The sequence below is a fragment of the Streptomyces sp. NPDC056948 genome (assembly GCF_042674225.1).
GTDB lineage: Bacteria > Actinomycetota > Actinomycetes > Streptomycetales > Streptomycetaceae > Streptomyces > Streptomyces purpurascens.
In genome coordinates, this window is sequence record NZ_JBHUQX010000233.1 from 1 (window position 1) to 14,713 (window position 14,713).

The window sequence follows — 14,713 nt, forward strand, 5'->3', positions numbered from 1 at the left end:
GAGCTGGTTCCGAGCCCCACCGCGGTCCGCTCGCGGACCGATTGTCAGTGGTGCCCTCTACGGTTTGTTCATCGGGCGAACCGTGAGGGGGAACAGTGGCGACGGTCGAGGTGGGGAGCCTGCGCGCGCCCGCGTGGCGCGGGGGCTTCGGACGGCTGTGGAGCGCTGCCGTGCTGTCCAGCTTCGGTGACGCACTGCGCACGGCCGCGCTGCCTCTGCTGGCCGTGTCGCTGACCGACGAGCCGCTGCTCATCGCCTCCGTCACGGCCTGCGGGTATCTGCCCTGGATCTTCTTCGGCCTGCTGGGCGGGGCCGTCGCCGACCGCGTGGACCAGCGGCGCGCCATGTGGATGGTGGACGCGTTACGCGGCCTGCTGGTCGCCTCCTTCGCCGTGGCCGTCGCGCTCGGCCACGCCTCGATCGGCCTGCTCATCGTGCTGGCCGTCGCGCTCACCACCCTCCAGACCCTCTTCGACAACGCCGCGACCGCGCTGCTGCCCGCCCTGGTCGACCGGGACGCGCTCGGCAGCGCCAATACCCGGCTGATGACCGGCCAGCGCATCGCGGGCGGCCTGCTGGGCGGGCCGGTCGTGCCGCTGCTGCTGGCGGCTGGGGCCGCCGTACCCTTCGCTGCCGACGCGGTGACCTACCTGGTGGCGGCCGCGCTGATCGCCACACTGCCGGCCGCGGCCGAGACCGACCGCAAGCCGAGGCCTGCGGGCAGCACCCTGCGCAGCGAGATCGCGCAGGGGCTGCGCACCCTGTGGCGCGACCGTGCCCTGCGGAGTCTGTGCGCCGCCACGGCCCTGTGCAACATCGGCATGGGCACCCAGCTCGCCCTGCTGGTCGTCCTCGTCACCGACTGGCTGGAGGCGGGCCCCGCGGGCTACGCGGCGGCAGGCACCGCCTTCACTCTGGGCAGCCTCGCCGGGGGAGTGGTGAACAGCCGGCTGGTGGCGCGGCTCGGCCGGCTGCGGTCGGTGCTGCTCGCCGGATCGGTGCAGACCGCGGCCCTCGTCGTCATGGGCACCGTGCGCAGCCTGACCGTGCTGGTGGGGATGCTGGCCGTCTTCGGGCTCATGGGCATGGTGTGGAACGTCAACACGACGACCCTGATGCAGGAGCGCAGCCCCGCCGGGCTCCTGGGCCGGGTCAGCTCGGCCTTCCGCACCCTGGCCTTCGCCGGAGTCCCCCTCGGCGCCCTGCTGGGCGGAGCCGTCGCCACCGCCTGGGGCCCGAACACCCCGCCCCTGCTCACCGCCGCCTTCTTCCTCCTGGCCGTCACCGCGCTGATACCCACGCTCAACGCGAACGTATCTGTTGTTGAACCGGACGACGGTGCCACGACAACCGATGCCACGCGCTGATCAATTAGGTTGGGACCGGCAGCGGGGCAAGGTACGCAGGCAGGACAGGAAAGAAGGCTGAAGTCCGAGATGAACGAAGACGGCCGTACCAGGCTCAACCAGACGCCCGAGTGGACGGCACTGGCCAAGCATCGCGAGGAGCTGGGCGAGGTCCGGCTGCGCGAGCTGTTCGCCGCCGAGCCCGGCCGCGGCACCGCGTACGCCCTCCGGGTCGGCGACCTGTACGTCGACTACTCCAAGCACCTCGTCACCGACGACACCCTGCGACTGCTGCGGGAACTGGCCGCCGCCACCGACGTCTTCGGGCTCCGGGACGCCATGTTCCGCGGGGAGAAGATCAACACCACCGAGGACCGGTCCGTGCTGCACACCGCGCTGCGGGCGCCGCGGGACGCGGTGGTCGAGGTCGACGGCGAGAACGTGGTGCCGGGCGTGCACGCCGTGCTCGACAAGATGGCCGCCTTCGCCGGCCGCGTCCGCTCCGGCGCGTGGACCGGCCACACCGGCAAGCGCATCCGCAACGTCGTCAACATCGGCATCGGCGGCTCCGACCTCGGCCCCGCGATGGCGTACGAGGTGCTGCGCGCCTACACGGACCGCTCGATGACGTTCCGCTTCGTGTCGAACGTGGACGGCGCCGACCTGCACGAGGCGGTCCGGGATCTGGACCCGGCGGAGACGCTGTTCATCGTCGCCTCCAAGACCTTCACCACCATCGAGACGGTCACCAACGCCACGTCCGCCCGCGGCTGGCTGCTGGACGCGCTCGGTGACGAGGCCGCCGTCGCCAAGCACTTCGTCGCCCTGTCGACGAACGCAGAGAAGGTCGCCGGGTTCGGCATCGACACGGCCAACATGTTCGAGTTCTGGGACTGGGTCGGCGGCCGCTACTCGTACGACTCCGCGATCGGCCTGTCCCTGATGATCGCCATCGGCCCGGAGCGCTTCCGGGAGATGCTCGACGGGTTCCGGATCGTCGACGAGCATTTCCGCACCGCGCCCGCCGAGTCCAATGTGCCGCTGCTGCTGGGCCTGCTGGGCATCTGGTACGGCAACTTCCACGACACCCAGTCGCACGCGGTGCTGCCGTACAGCCACTACCTGTCCAAGTTCACCGCCTACCTCCAGCAGCTCGACATGGAGTCCAACGGCAAGTACGTGGGCCGGGACGGGCGTGAGGTGGAGTGGCAGACCGGGCCGGTGGTGTGGGGCACGCCGGGCACCAACGGGCAGCACGCCTACTACCAGCTCATCCACCAGGGCACCAAGCTGATCCCGGCGGACTTCATCGGCTTCGCACGGCCGGTCGCCGAGCTGAGCGACGAGCTCAAGGCGCAGCACGACCTGCTGATGGCCAACTTCTTCGCCCAGACACAGGCACTCGCCTTCGGCAAGACGCCGCAGGAGGTGCGGGCCGAGGGGGTGCCGGAGGAGCTGGTGCCGCACAAGACGTTCCAGGGCAACCACCCGACGACCACGATCCTGGCGCCCGAGCTGACGCCGTCCGTCCTGGGCCAGCTCGTCGCCCTCTACGAGCACAAGGTGTTCGTGCAGGGCGCGGTGTGGAACATCGACTCCTTCGACCAGTGGGGCGTGGAGCTGGGCAAGGTCCTCGCCAAGCGCGTCGAGCCCGCGCTGACCGAGGGCGTCCAGGTCGAGGGTCTGGACGCCTCCACCGAGGCCCTGGTCGCCACGTACCGGGAGCTGCGCGCCCGGCAGTGACGACGAGCCCGGTAGGGGAGAAGGGCCGGGCGGGGCAGACGGGCCGGGCGGGGGAGTCGGGCCCGGCGGGACGGCGGGCGGCGGCGCGCCGTCCGCTTCCCGTAGACTCCCCGACGATCATCAAGGCGAGTGCTCGGGGGAGCGCAACATGGCAGGCACACGCGGAAGTTGGACAGGCGGCACGCTGACGGCCCGGTCCCTCCTGAAGCCCCAGGACGTGGCTCGGGCCGTGTTCCATCCGGCGTGGATACCGCAGTCGCTCGATCCGTCCGTGGAGCAGCTCAAGAGATTCCGCGTCATCGCCGGGGCGGTCGCCTCCCTCGGCGTCTACACCTTCATCGAGGGCGGCTTCCAGATCACGGAGCTGCTGGAGAACGCGATGACGGCTTGCGTCGTCCTGCTCTTCCTCACGCCGCTGACGGTCGGGGCGATGCTCTTCGTCTGGCGGCGCGGCGGCACCGTACGGCAGTTGCGAGTGTCGCTCCTCAACTCCCTCAAGCTGCTGGTGCTGTTTGTCGGATGTGTGGCCGCCCTGCTGGTGCTGGTACAGACGGTGAACGGGTCGGCGCACCCTGCCGTGATCATCGGGGTGGGCGTGACGATGATGTGGATGCTCATCTTCACGGCCTACGGGGCGGTGCGGGTCTCCGGCAACTTCTTCGGCACGGCTGCCACGCACCGCTGTCTGCCGCCGCTGCTCGCGACGGTGACAAGCTGGCTGATGGCGGTCCCGGACCTCGTCACCGGCGATCTGCACGGACTCAGCCTCACCCTGGGGATCGTCTTCATCCTGGCCGCTCCGGTGACGGTCACCGGGATCGCGCTGCTGGAGATGGGGCGGCTCAAGCGGCGGTACGGGATTCGGCTGAAGGCACACCCGGCGACCGTGGCACCGGTGCCCGGGCACGTTCCGCCGATGGCTCAGCCCATGCACCCGGGGATGCCCCCGGCGGGATCGCCGTATCTGCCGCCGCAGGGGAACCCGTACGGCCAGCCGTACGGCAACCCCTACGGGGTTCCGCAGCAGCCCACCGGCGGCGGCAACCCGTACGCGCCCCACCCCCACCCGCACCCGCAGCCGCCGTATCCGCAGCGCCCCTACGGCGGCTGAGCGGGGCGGCCGGCGGGCCGAGGTCAGGCGACCGCGCTCAGCGTGTCCGCGAGGCGGCGGCGTGCCGCGCGCGCCGCGGGCACGGCGGCCAGGGCGGCCGCGCAGAGCACCGCCGCCGCTCCCAGCAGCAGCATGAGGAGGGCCGACGGGCCCTGCGCGATCCCCGCGCCGATCCCGCTCGATCTGCCCTGGGCGTCGATGAGCCAGTGGGCGAGCGGCAGGCCCAGGGCGGTGGCGGCGAGCACGGCCGCCAGGGCCGTACAGCCGGTGGCCGTGACCGTGATCGCCGTGATCTGGCGGGGGGACAGGCCGATGGCCTTCAGCGCCAGCAGGTCCCGTTCGCCCTCGCGGACGGCGCCGCCGATCGCGGTCAGCAGCTCGATGAGCCCGATGAGGGCGAGCACGGCGATCAGCCCGGCGACGACGGCCCGCAGCGGGGAGAGCCCGTCGGCGGGGTTGACCACGGTGTGCACGTCCAGATGGCCGCGCCCGGCCGTGGCGAGCCGGTCGGCGACCTCCCCCGGGTCGGAGCCGGGATCCAGACGCAGCTCGTAGAGGGTCGGGCGGAGCCCGGGGTCGTTCGCGCGGAGGGTGTCGAGGGATGTGGAGATGACCCGGCCGGCGTTCTCCGGCTCGATGCTGCGGCCCACGATGTGCAGGATCTGCGGCTGGTCGCCGACGGTCATGCGGACCCAGTCGCCGACGCGCACGTCCAGCAGGTCGAGCAGCCCCTGCCCGGCCACCGCCTCGTCGGCACCGCGGGCGGCGCGGCCCTCGGCGAGCGTGTACGGGTAGGGGTCCTGCTGGGTGCCGAGGCCGCGCAGCGCGATGGTCGCCGTCTGGCCCGGGACCAGGGCGGCCGTCTCGACGCCGGGGTAGGCGGCGGCGACCTGCGGGTCGCGTTCCAGGAGGGTGCGGGTCTGCCGTTCGCTCAAACCGGTGTCGGCGCGGACGCTGAGCGTGGTGGGCAGGCCGATCTGCTCCGGCTCGCTGTGGAAGCGGTCGATGGTGGTCCACGCGCTCATCGCCACGACGATCAGCAGCAGCGGCAGGGTGAGGCGGGCGACCGTGGCCAGGGACCGGGGGCGGCGGGCGAACGCCTTGTGCCAGCCCAGCACCAGCGCGGGCGGAATCCGCAGGCCGAGTGCCCGGCGCGCCATGCCGGAGAGCTGTCCGGTCCGTGGAGCCGCGGGCGGGAGCCTGAGGACACGGCGCAGGCCGCTCGCCCGCCGCCCGCCCGGCGAAGCGGAAGCGGGCCGGCCCCGGCCCGTCGCCCCGGACAACCGCCCGCCCAGCGCCGCCGCGGGCCTCGGCACCGGCACCGGTGGCACCCGTCCCGCCCGCCACGCGGCCAGGCCGGTGGTCGCGCCGATGAACAGCACCGCGCCCACCGGGACCACGACCAGCGCCACGGTGTGCCCGGGAAGGCCCTGCCACACACCGACCGCGTCCCCGAGCCGTCCGGGGATCCGGCTGCCCAGGGCCTCGGCGAGCGCGGCGGCGGCCACGGCGCCCAGCAGGGCGTAGGCGAGGTGCTGGAGCAGGAAGACGCGGACCACCTGCCCCGGGGTGAAGCCGATCGCCTTCAGTACGGAGAGGTCCCGCAGGTGGCCGCGGATACGGGTGCTGATCGCCCCGTGCACGGCGAGCCCGGCGGCGACCAGCGCGCCCAGCCCGAACAGGCCCAGCACCTGGCCGAGGAGCCGGTTGTCGCCCTGGGCCTCGGCGCGTGCCTGCTGCCAGGTCGACACCTCGCCGATCGCCCCGGCTCCCAGCACGGTCACGGCACGCTGCACGACGTAGGAGGTGTCGCCGGGGTCCGTCAGGCGCAGCCCTATCACCTGGCCGCCGGGGTCCGGCACGGTCGACGGCAGTGCCCACACCAGGCCCGGCTGCTCACCGGGCCGGTAGCGCGGCTCGGCGCTGTCGGCGAGCCCCACGACGGTCAGCTCGCGGGCGGTGCCGGGCACGGTGAGGGTGTCGCCCGGCTCGGCCAGCAGCGCGCGGGCGAGGCGGCTCTCCAGGACCACACCGTTCGGCGTCGCGGGGTCGAGCCAGTGGCCGGAGACGACCGGCGGGCGGCCGACGGAGGGTCGTTCCGGGGTGCCGCGCAGTTCCACGGCGGCGCGGCTGCCCCGTGAGGAGACGGTGGTGTCGGCGGTGGGATAGGGCCCGGCGACGGAGTCGACGCCGTCCAGACCGGCCAGTTTCCCGGTGTCGGCGGCGGAGTCGGTGTGCAGCCACACGTGCGCGCCGTGCGACTGCGTGAACACGCGCTGCCAGGGATTGGTCGCGTACCCGAACAGGGCCGTGGCCAGCAGCAGCGAGGCGACGATGCCCGCGGTGGCGAGGACGAGGAACAGCGCCTCGCCGCGGTGCGTGCGCAGATCGGAGTGGGCCCAGCGCAGGGTGGCTCGCACGGGCCTCAGCCTCTCGGCCCGGATGCCGGGCAGCCGTCGTACACCCGCATGTCAGTCCTTGAGTTCCAGCACACCGGAGATGCCGGACCGGCGCGGGGGTGTGCCGCCGTCGAGTTGCGCGTCGTCGGCGATCCGGCCGTCGAAGAAGCTGATCACCCGGTCCGCGGCGCTCGCCAGCCGCGCGTCATGCGTGACCAGCAGGATCGTCTGGCCGCGCTGGTGGAAGCGGGACAGCAGCCGCATCACCTCGCGGGTGCCCTTGCTGTCGAGGCTGCCGGCCGGTTCGTCGGCCAGCAGCAGCGGGGGATGGTTGACCAGGGCCCGGGCCAGGGCGACCCGCTGCTGCTCACCGCCGGACAGCTCGCCCGGCATGCTGCGCTCCTTGCCCGTCAGGCCCAGCTCGGCCAGCAGTTCCTCGCGCTCGGTGCGCGCCTGCTTCGGCGAGCTCCCGGCGAGCAGGGCGGGCAGCTCCACGTTGTCGGCGACGGACAGGTTGGACACGAGGTTGAAGAACTGGAAGACGATCCCGATCCGCTTCCTGCGCTCCACCGCCCAGCGGGCCTCGCTGTAGGTGTCGGTGGACTCGCCGTCGAGCCAGAGGTGGCCTGCGTCCGGCCGCTGGAGGCCGCCGAGCAGATGCAGCAGCGTCGACTTCCCGGCGCCGGACGGGCCGGTGATCGCCACGAACTCGCCCTGCCGTACGCACAGGTCCACCCCGCGCACGGCATGGGCGGGCGCGCCCTCGCCGTGGTGTGTCTTCACCAGCCCCTCGGCGCGCAGCACAGGAGCGGGACGGTCGTCGCTCACTCCAGCTCCTCCAGCTCTTCCTGGCACCGCTCCAGCCAGTCGAGATCGGCCTGCAAGTGCAGCATCGCACCCTCTATGAGCAGATGCGCGATGCGGTTGTCGCGGTCTTCGGCGGCGGCCAGCTTCGAGAGCTGCCGCATGGTGTTCAGATACTGGCGCCGCTGGTGGTTGATCAGGGAGATCTGGTCGGCGAGCCCGGTCTGTGGAGCGAGCGCCAGCTTCATGAAGAAGTCGTCCCGTACCCGCGGCTCGTCCTCGGGCTCCTCGAACCAGGCGCGCAGCGCCTCCCGCCCGGCGTCGGTGAGGTGGTAGACCTTTTTATTGGGCCGGCTGGACTGCGCCACGTCCTCGCCCTCGATCAGTCCCGACTTCTCGAGGCGGCCGAGGGTCACATAGATCTGGCCGACATTCGGCTGAGGGTACGCGGAGCCCAGCAGTTGCTCAAGGTCCTGCTTGAGCTCGTAGCCATGGGCGGGGCCGCGGGCGAGGAGTGCCAGGAGGTGCAGGCGCACGCGTGCAGTCCTCCTGTCCGGTCAATGTGCTCCAGACCCTAGTATCGCCCATACCTAACAGGTATACATGGCCTCTGATTCCGGGCAAGGGAGCCCGTCGCCGGTGTACAGGGAGGAACCTATGCGGTGGATCCATGCCGCGGGTAGGGGCCTTCTCGTTCTCGTCGTGGTCCTGACCGGTTACGTCGCCGCCGGAGCGCAGGCGGGAGAGCCGCCGGAGGGCGGCCGCGGACCGCTCACCGTGGCCACCGCCGGAGACCTCACCGGCTATCTCGGCCCCCTGCTGGAGGGCTGGAACCGCACCCACCCCGGCGAGAAAGTGACCCTCGTCGAGCTGCCCGACTCGGCCGACGAGACCCAGGCGCAGATGGCCACGGACCTGCGCGACGGCGACCGCAGCCGGTTCGACGTGCTCAACATCGACGTCAACTGGACCTCGGAGTTTGCCGCCGCGGGCTGGATCAGGCCCCTGCCCCGCGACCGCTTCCCGCTGAAGACCTTCCTCCCGCCGGTCGTCGACACGGCGACCTACGACGGACAGCTCTACGCCGTCCCGTACGTCACCAACGCCGGTCTGCTCCTCTACCGCAAGGACGTCCTCGCCAAGGAGGGCGTCGCGCCGCCGCGCACCTGGGCGGAGCTGGAGCGGTACGCGCAGACCATCGCCCCGAAGTACGGCCTCGACGGCTACGCCGGGCAGTTCCTGCCGTACGAGGGCCTCACCGTCAACGCGGCCGAGGCCGTCTACTCGGCGGGCGGCTCGATCCTCGGCGACGAGGGCGAACGCGTCACCGTCGACTCGGCGGCGGCCCGCGAGGGCATCGGGTTCCTGGCCCGCGGAGCACAAGAGGGCTGGATCCCGAAAGAGGCGCTGACCTACAAGGAGGAGGAGTCCAAGCAGGCCTTCCAGGACGGCCGGCTGCTCTTCCTGCGGAACTGGCCTTACGCGTACGTCGGCGCCTCCGCCCCGGGCTCCCCGGTCGCCGGGAAGATCGGCGCCGTGCCGCTGCCCGGACGGGACGGTCCGGGGACGAGTGTCCTCGGCGGCTCCAACCTGGCCGTCAGTACACACGCCCGGCATCCCGACTCGGCCGCCCGTCTGATCGCGTACCTCACCAGTGAGCGCGTCCAGCGCCAGGTACTCACCCGGGGCGCGCTGCCGCCCGTACGGGCCGATCTCTACAAGGACCCGCAGCTCATCCGCAGGTTCCCCTACCTGCCGACCCTGCGCGAGAGCGTGCTCGCGGCCGCTCCGCGCCCCAAGAGCCCGCGCTACGACCAGGTCAGCCTGGTCGTCCAGGCGGTCGTGCACGACGCGATGGCCGGGCACGAGACGCCGACGGCGGCGGTGCGCCGTCTGGCACGGGAACTCGACGTCATCTCGCGCGGCTAAGCGCTCCTAGTTACTTGTTAGGTAACGCGGACGTCTCATCTGGCTGAGAAATGCCCGTTTGGTGCAGATGTGCACCACATCAACTCCCCAGTAACCTTCGCCTTTTCATTGACACCCTCTCGACACGCCTACTTAACATGCATGCATAACCGCTGCCCTCCTCAGAGACAGGTCGATGGGTTGAACAGGCACCACTGGTGGCGTGACGCAGTGATCTATCAGGTCTACGTCCGCAGCTTCCTCGACAGCACCGGCGACGGCATCGGCGATCTCGCCGGCGTCCGGGCCGGACTGCCGTATCTGAAGAAGCTCGGCGTGGACGGGATCTGGCTGAGCCCCTTCTATCCCTCGCCGCAGCACGACCACGGCTACGACGTGGCCGACTACTGCGACGTCGACCCGCTCTTCGGCGACCTCGCCGAGTTCGACCTGCTGGTGGGCGCCGCGCGGCGGCTCGGCGTGAAGGTGCTGCTCGACATCGTCCCGAACCACTGCTCCAGCGAGCACCCCTGGTTCCGCGAGGCTCTCGCCGCCTCTCCCGGCAGCGAGGCCCGCGCCCGCTTCCACTTCGCCGACGGCCGTGGCCCCGACGGCGACGAGCCGCCCAACAACTGGCACGCGATGTTCGGCGGCCCGGCGTGGAGCCGGGTGACCGAGGCGGACGGGCGGCCCGGCCAGTGGTACCTGCACATGTTCACGCCCGAGCAGCCCGACTGGAACTGGCGCGACCCGGAGGTCGCCGCCGAGTTCGACCGGGTGCTGCAGTTCTGGCTGGACCGGGGTGTCGACGGCTTCCGCATCGACGTCGCCGCCGGCCTCTTCAAGCACCCGGAGCTGCCCGACTCGGACGACCCCGAGGTCGACGCCCGCACCCGCGACTCCGTCAACCCGCTCGCCTGGAACCAGCCCGAGGTGCACGAGGTGTGGCGGCGCTGGCGCTCCATATGCGAGGAGTACACCGAGCGGGACGGCTGCGAACGCCTCCTCGTCGGCGAGGTCTCCGTCCCGACCGCCCGCGAGCACGCCCAGTACGTCCGCCCGGACGAGCTCCACCAGGCCTTCTTCTTCGACCTGCTCAGCGCCCCCTGGGACCCGGACGCCTTCCAGAAGGTCATCTCGGAGGCCATGCAGGACATCGCCGGGACCGGCTCGACGGTCACCTGGGTCCTCAACAACCACGACCAGGTCCGCACCGTCACCCGCTACGGCGAACCCGCCACGGAGGGCAGCGGCCTCGGTGCCGCCCGGGCCCGCGCCGCCGCGCTGCTGATGCTGGCCCTGCCCGGCGCCGCCTACATCTACCAGGGCGAGGAGCTCGGCCTGCCCGAGGTCGTGGACCTGCCCGACGACGTGCTCACCGACCCGATCTTCCACCGCACCGGCAGCCGGGCCCGGATCCGCGACGGCTGCCGGGTGCCGCTGCCCTGGTCGGGGCAGGCGTCGCCCTTCGGCTTCACCTCCGGCGAGGAGAGCGCCAAGCCGTGGCTGCCGCAGCCGGAGTACTTCGCCGAGTACGCCACCGACCGGGCCCTCGCCGACACCCGCTCCTTCTGGCACCTGTACCGCGACGGCCTCCAGCTCCGCGGCACCCTGCCCCAGTTGGGCGAGGGCACGCTGCGCTGGCTGGACGCCCCGCCCGGCGTCCTGGCCTTCGCCCGCGGCGACGACCTGGTGTGCGCCGTCAACTTCGGTACGGCACCCACCCCCGCGCCGGTCTCCGGCACCCCACTGCTCGCCAGCGGCCCCTGCCCCGCCGGGGTACTGCCCGGCTCCACGGCCGCCTGGTGGATCCGTTCCTGAACTCCCCGCAAGTCAACTCCCCGAAGGGACATCAACGATGATGCGACGACGTACCACCCTGCTCACCGGCTGCACCGCCCTCACCCTCGCGCTCGGCGCGACCGCCTGCGGCGGCGGCCCCGTCGCGGCCGGCGGCGGCGACAAGGCGCTCAGCGGCCAGACGGTCACCGTGGCCGGCGTCTGGTCCGGCACCGAGCAGAAGAACTTCCAGAAGGTGCTGGACGCCTTCACCGAGAAGACCGGCGCCAAGACGCAGTTCACCTCCACCGGCGACAACGTCTCCACCGTCGTCGGCAGCAAGATCGAGGGCGGCAACGCCCCCGACGTCGTGATGGTCCCGCAGGTCGGCGTGCTCAAGCAGTTCGCCGCCAAGGGCTGGCTGAAGCCGCTGTCGAAGAAGACCGAGCAGTCCGTGGACGCGGGGTACGCCCCCGTGTGGAAGAAGTACGGCAGCGTCGACGGCACCCTCTACGGCCTGTACTTCAAGGCCGCCCACAAGTCGACCGTCTGGTACAGCCCCGACGCGCTCGCCCAGGCCGGCGTGAAGCCGCCGAAGTCGTACGACGAGATGCTGAAGGCCGGGCAGACCGTGTCCGACTCCGGGCTCGCCGCGTTCTCCGTCGCCGGACAGGACGGCTGGACCCTCACCGACTGGTTCGAGAACGTCTACCTCTCGCAGGCCGGACCCGAGAAGTACGACGCCCTCGCCGCGCACAAGCTGAAGTGGACGGACGCCTCGGTCGTCGACGCCCTCACCACGCTCGGCAAGCTCTTCAAGGACAAGCAGCTCATCGCGGGCGGCCAGAAGGGCGCCCTGAACACCGACTTCCCCGGCTCCGTGGAGAAGGTCTTCGGGCCGGAGCCCGAGGCCGGCATGGTCTACGAGGGCGACTTCGTCGCCGGCGTCGCCAAGGACCAGTTCGGGAAGACCGTCGGGAAGGACGCGAACTTCTTCCCGTTCCCCGCGGTCGGCGGCGGCGAGGCGCCGGTCGTCAGCGGCGGTGACGCGGCCGCCGTCCTGAAGGACGGCAAGAACCAGAAGGCCGCGCAGGCTCTCACGGAGTACCTGGCCACGCCGGAGGCCTCCGCGGTGTGGGCCGAGGCGGGCGGCTTCCTCTCCCCGAACAAGGAGCTCGACCCCGCCAAGTACGGCGACGACGTCACCCGCGTCACCGCCAAGTCCCTCGTCCAGGCCGGGGACTCGGTCCGCTTCGACATGTCCGACCAGGCCCCGGCGGCCTTCGGCGGCACGAAGGGCACCGGCGAGTGGAAGCTGCTCCAGGACTTCCTGCGCGACCCGTCCGACCCGAAGGGCACCGCGGCGAAGCTGGAGGCCGCGGCGGCCAAGGCGTACCAGGACTGATACGTCATGACAGCGACCCTCGTGAAAGAGACGAGTCCCCCGCCGCCCGGCACGATCGCCGACCGTACGCGGCGACTGCGCCGGCGCGGCAGGATCGTCGCCCTGCTGTTCGTCCTGCCCGCGCTGCTGCTGCTCGGCGCGCTCGTCGTCTACCCCGTGCTGTTCAGCATCGGCCGCAGCTTCTTCGACGCCTCCGGGACGACCTTCGTGGGCGGCGACAACTACGCCGAGATGTTCAGTGACCCGGCGACCCTCAACGCCGTCCGCAACACGGCCATCTGGGTCGTCGTGGCGCCGGCGCTGCTGACCGGCCTGGGACTGATCCTGGCCGTCCTGGTGGAGAAGGTCCGCTGGGCCACGGCCTTCAAGCTGCTCCTCTTCATGCCGATGGCGGTCTCCTTCCTCGCCGCCGGCATCATCTTCCGGCTCGCCTACGACGAGGACCCCGACAAGGGCGTCCTCAACGCCGCGGTGGTCTCCGTCCACGACGCGTTCGAGGGCTCCTCGTCCTACCCGACGGCCCGGGGGCGTGACGGGCAGGGGCTGACGAAGGAGAAGGACGGGTCGTACCGCACGAGTCAGAGCGTGTCGCCGGGGAACGCGGTGTCGCTTCCTCTGGTCGGGGTGCTGCCCGACGACCTGCCGGGCGGGACCAAGCCCGCGTACGCGGCGGCGGGACAGAAGGCCGCCTCCGACGAGGTGCGCGGCGTGGTCTACCTGGACTTCACGCCCGGCGGGGGAGGGGAGCAGGGCAAGGTCGACCGGCGGGAGAGCGGACTGCCCGAGATGAAGGTCGAGGCCGTGCGCGACGGCAAGCCGGTCGCCACGACGACCACCGCGTCCGACGGCTCCTTCCGCTTCGAGGGACTCGAACCGGGCTCCTACGCCGTGCAGTTGCCGTCGTCCAACTTCGCCCCGCCCTACGAGGGCGTCTCCTGGCTCGGACCGGCGCTGGTCACACCGGCGATCATCGGCGCGTACCTGTGGATCTGGACCGGCTTCTCCATGGTGCTGATCGGCGCTGGCCTGGCGACGCTGCCGCGGGACACGCTGGAGGCGGCCCGGATGGACGGCGCGAACGAGTGGCAGATCTTCCGGCGGATCACGGTGCCGTTGCTGGCGCCCGTCCTGACGGTCGTCTTCATCACCCTGGTGATCAACGTGATGAAGGTGTTCGACCTCGTCTACATCATCGCGCCCGGGCCGGTGCAGGAAGACGCGACCGTGCTCGCGACGCAGATGTGGCTGGTGTCGTTCGGCGGCGGCAACAACCAGGGGCTCGGCAGCGCGCTCGGTGTGCTGCTCCTGCTGCTGGTGGTTCCGGCCATGGTGTTCAACGTCCGCCGCTTCCGAAGGAGTCAGCGATGAACGCGGTTCGGCGCGGGTTGGGCAACGGGGTCGTCCAGGCCTTCCTCGTGATCGTGGGCCTGGTGTGGATGACGCCCCTGGCCGGGCTGTTCCTGTCCTCGATGCGGTCCGCCGAGGACACCGCGAAGGGCGGCTGGTGGACGGTGTTCACCGGCCCCGGGCAACTGTCCTTCGACAACTACTCGGAGCTGCTGGGGAACGCCGGGATCACGACGGCGTTCTGGAACACGGTGCTGATCTCGGTGCCGACGACGCTGCTGGTCGTCGTCATCGCGGCGCTGGCGGGCTATGCCTTCGCCTGGCTGGACTTCCCCGGGCGGGAGGCGATCTTCCTGGTCGTGGTCGCGTTGCTGGTGGTGCCCGTACAGATCGGGCTGCTGCCGGTCGCGAAACTCTTCGGACAGCTCGGGCTGTTCGGGACGATCCCGGGTGTCGTGCTCTTCCACGTCGCCTACGGCCTGCCGTTCGCGGTGTTCCTGCTGCGGAACTACTTCTCCGAGATACCGAAGGAGATGCTGGAGGCCGCGCGCATGGACGGGGGCAGTGAGTGGCGCATCTTCACGCGGCTCGTGCTGCCCGTGGGACGGCCGGCGATCGCCTCCCTGGCCATCTTCCAGTTCCTGTGGGTGTGGAACGACATGCTGGTGGCGTTGCTGTTCGCGGACAGCTCCTCGCAGCCGCTGACGGTGGAACTCCAGTCGCAGATCCGGCAGTTCGGCAGCAACATCGATGTGCTGGCGCCGGGGGCGTTCGTGTCGCTGGTGGTTCCGGTGATCGTGTTCTTCGCGTTCCAGAAGCACTTTGTGCAAGGAGTCATGGCCGGGTCGGTCAAGTAGCCGCTGTACCAGGG

The 14,713-nt window shown here is 71.2% G+C and carries 11 protein-coding genes; 8 read left to right on the forward strand and 3 right to left on the reverse strand.

The annotated features are described in order from the left end of the window. Positions 1–95 precede the first annotated feature (95 nt). From ACFTZL_RS27030 to ACFTZL_RS27040, 3 genes are all read left to right on the forward strand, one after another. The gene (locus tag ACFTZL_RS27030) at positions 96–1,367 is read left to right on the forward strand and encodes an MFS transporter (RefSeq protein ID WP_382587783.1); all 1,272 of its coding nucleotides are present in this window, start codon (positions 96–98) and stop codon (positions 1,365–1,367) included. A 69-nt stretch (positions 1,368–1,436) separates the two neighbouring features. Next, entirely contained in the window at positions 1,437–3,089 is a 1,653-nt protein-coding gene (gene pgi, locus ACFTZL_RS27035) for a glucose-6-phosphate isomerase (RefSeq protein WP_382587785.1), read from the forward strand. Positions 3,090–3,237: 148 nt separating this feature from the next. Beyond that, positions 3,238–4,200, forward strand: coding sequence for a hypothetical protein (locus tag ACFTZL_RS27040; protein WP_382587787.1), 963 nt, complete (start codon positions 3,238–3,240; stop codon positions 4,198–4,200). 23 nt (positions 4,201–4,223) lie between these two features. Here ACFTZL_RS27040 and ACFTZL_RS27045 read toward each other — a convergent pair whose 3' ends face one another. The 3 genes from ACFTZL_RS27045 to ACFTZL_RS27055 are packed head-to-tail and all read right to left on the reverse strand — an operon-like array spanning position 4,224 to position 7,939. Further along, positions 4,224–6,620 carry an FtsX-like permease family protein gene (locus ACFTZL_RS27045; RefSeq protein WP_382587789.1) on the reverse strand — a complete coding sequence of 799 codons (2,397 nt, stop codon included), beginning with the start codon at positions 6,618–6,620 and terminating at the stop codon, positions 4,224–4,226. A gap of 51 nt (positions 6,621–6,671) precedes the next feature. Continuing rightward, on the reverse strand, positions 6,672–7,427 hold the full coding sequence (locus ACFTZL_RS27050) for an ABC transporter ATP-binding protein (RefSeq protein ID WP_382587791.1): 756 nt from the start codon (positions 7,425–7,427) through the stop codon (positions 6,672–6,674). Continuing rightward, positions 7,424–7,939, reverse strand: coding sequence for a PadR family transcriptional regulator (locus tag ACFTZL_RS27055; protein WP_184596865.1), 516 nt, complete (start codon positions 7,937–7,939; stop codon positions 7,424–7,426). Before ACFTZL_RS27055 ends, ACFTZL_RS27050 begins: the two co-directional genes overlap by 4 nt. Before the next feature lie 121 nt (positions 7,940–8,060). On the opposite strand from ACFTZL_RS27055, the gene ACFTZL_RS27060 reads away from it, so the two are divergent. From ACFTZL_RS27060 to ACFTZL_RS27080, 5 genes are all read left to right on the forward strand, one after another. Continuing rightward, positions 8,061–9,332 carry an ABC transporter substrate-binding protein gene (locus ACFTZL_RS27060; protein WP_382587794.1) on the forward strand — a complete coding sequence of 424 codons (1,272 nt, stop codon included), beginning with the start codon at positions 8,061–8,063 and terminating at the stop codon, positions 9,330–9,332. A 141-nt stretch (positions 9,333–9,473) separates the two neighbouring features. Then, on the forward strand, positions 9,474–11,132 hold the full coding sequence (locus tag ACFTZL_RS27065) for a glycoside hydrolase family 13 protein (protein ID WP_382587796.1): 1,659 nt from the start codon (positions 9,474–9,476) through the stop codon (positions 11,130–11,132). Between the two features lie 37 nt (positions 11,133–11,169). Beyond that, positions 11,170–12,495, forward strand: coding sequence for an ABC transporter substrate-binding protein (locus ACFTZL_RS27070; RefSeq protein ID WP_382587798.1), 1,326 nt, complete (start codon positions 11,170–11,172; stop codon positions 12,493–12,495). Between the two features lie 6 nt (positions 12,496–12,501). After that, positions 12,502–13,863 (forward strand): ABC transporter permease subunit, encoded by a 1,362-nt coding sequence (locus ACFTZL_RS27075; protein ID WP_382587800.1) that lies wholly within the window; start codon positions 12,502–12,504, stop codon positions 13,861–13,863. Beyond that, a complete protein-coding gene (locus ACFTZL_RS27080) occupies positions 13,860–14,699 on the forward strand; it encodes a carbohydrate ABC transporter permease (protein ID WP_382587802.1) in 840 nt (279 codons plus the stop codon). Before ACFTZL_RS27075 ends, ACFTZL_RS27080 begins: the two co-directional genes overlap by 4 nt. The last annotated feature ends 14 nt before the right edge of the window (positions 14,700–14,713 follow it).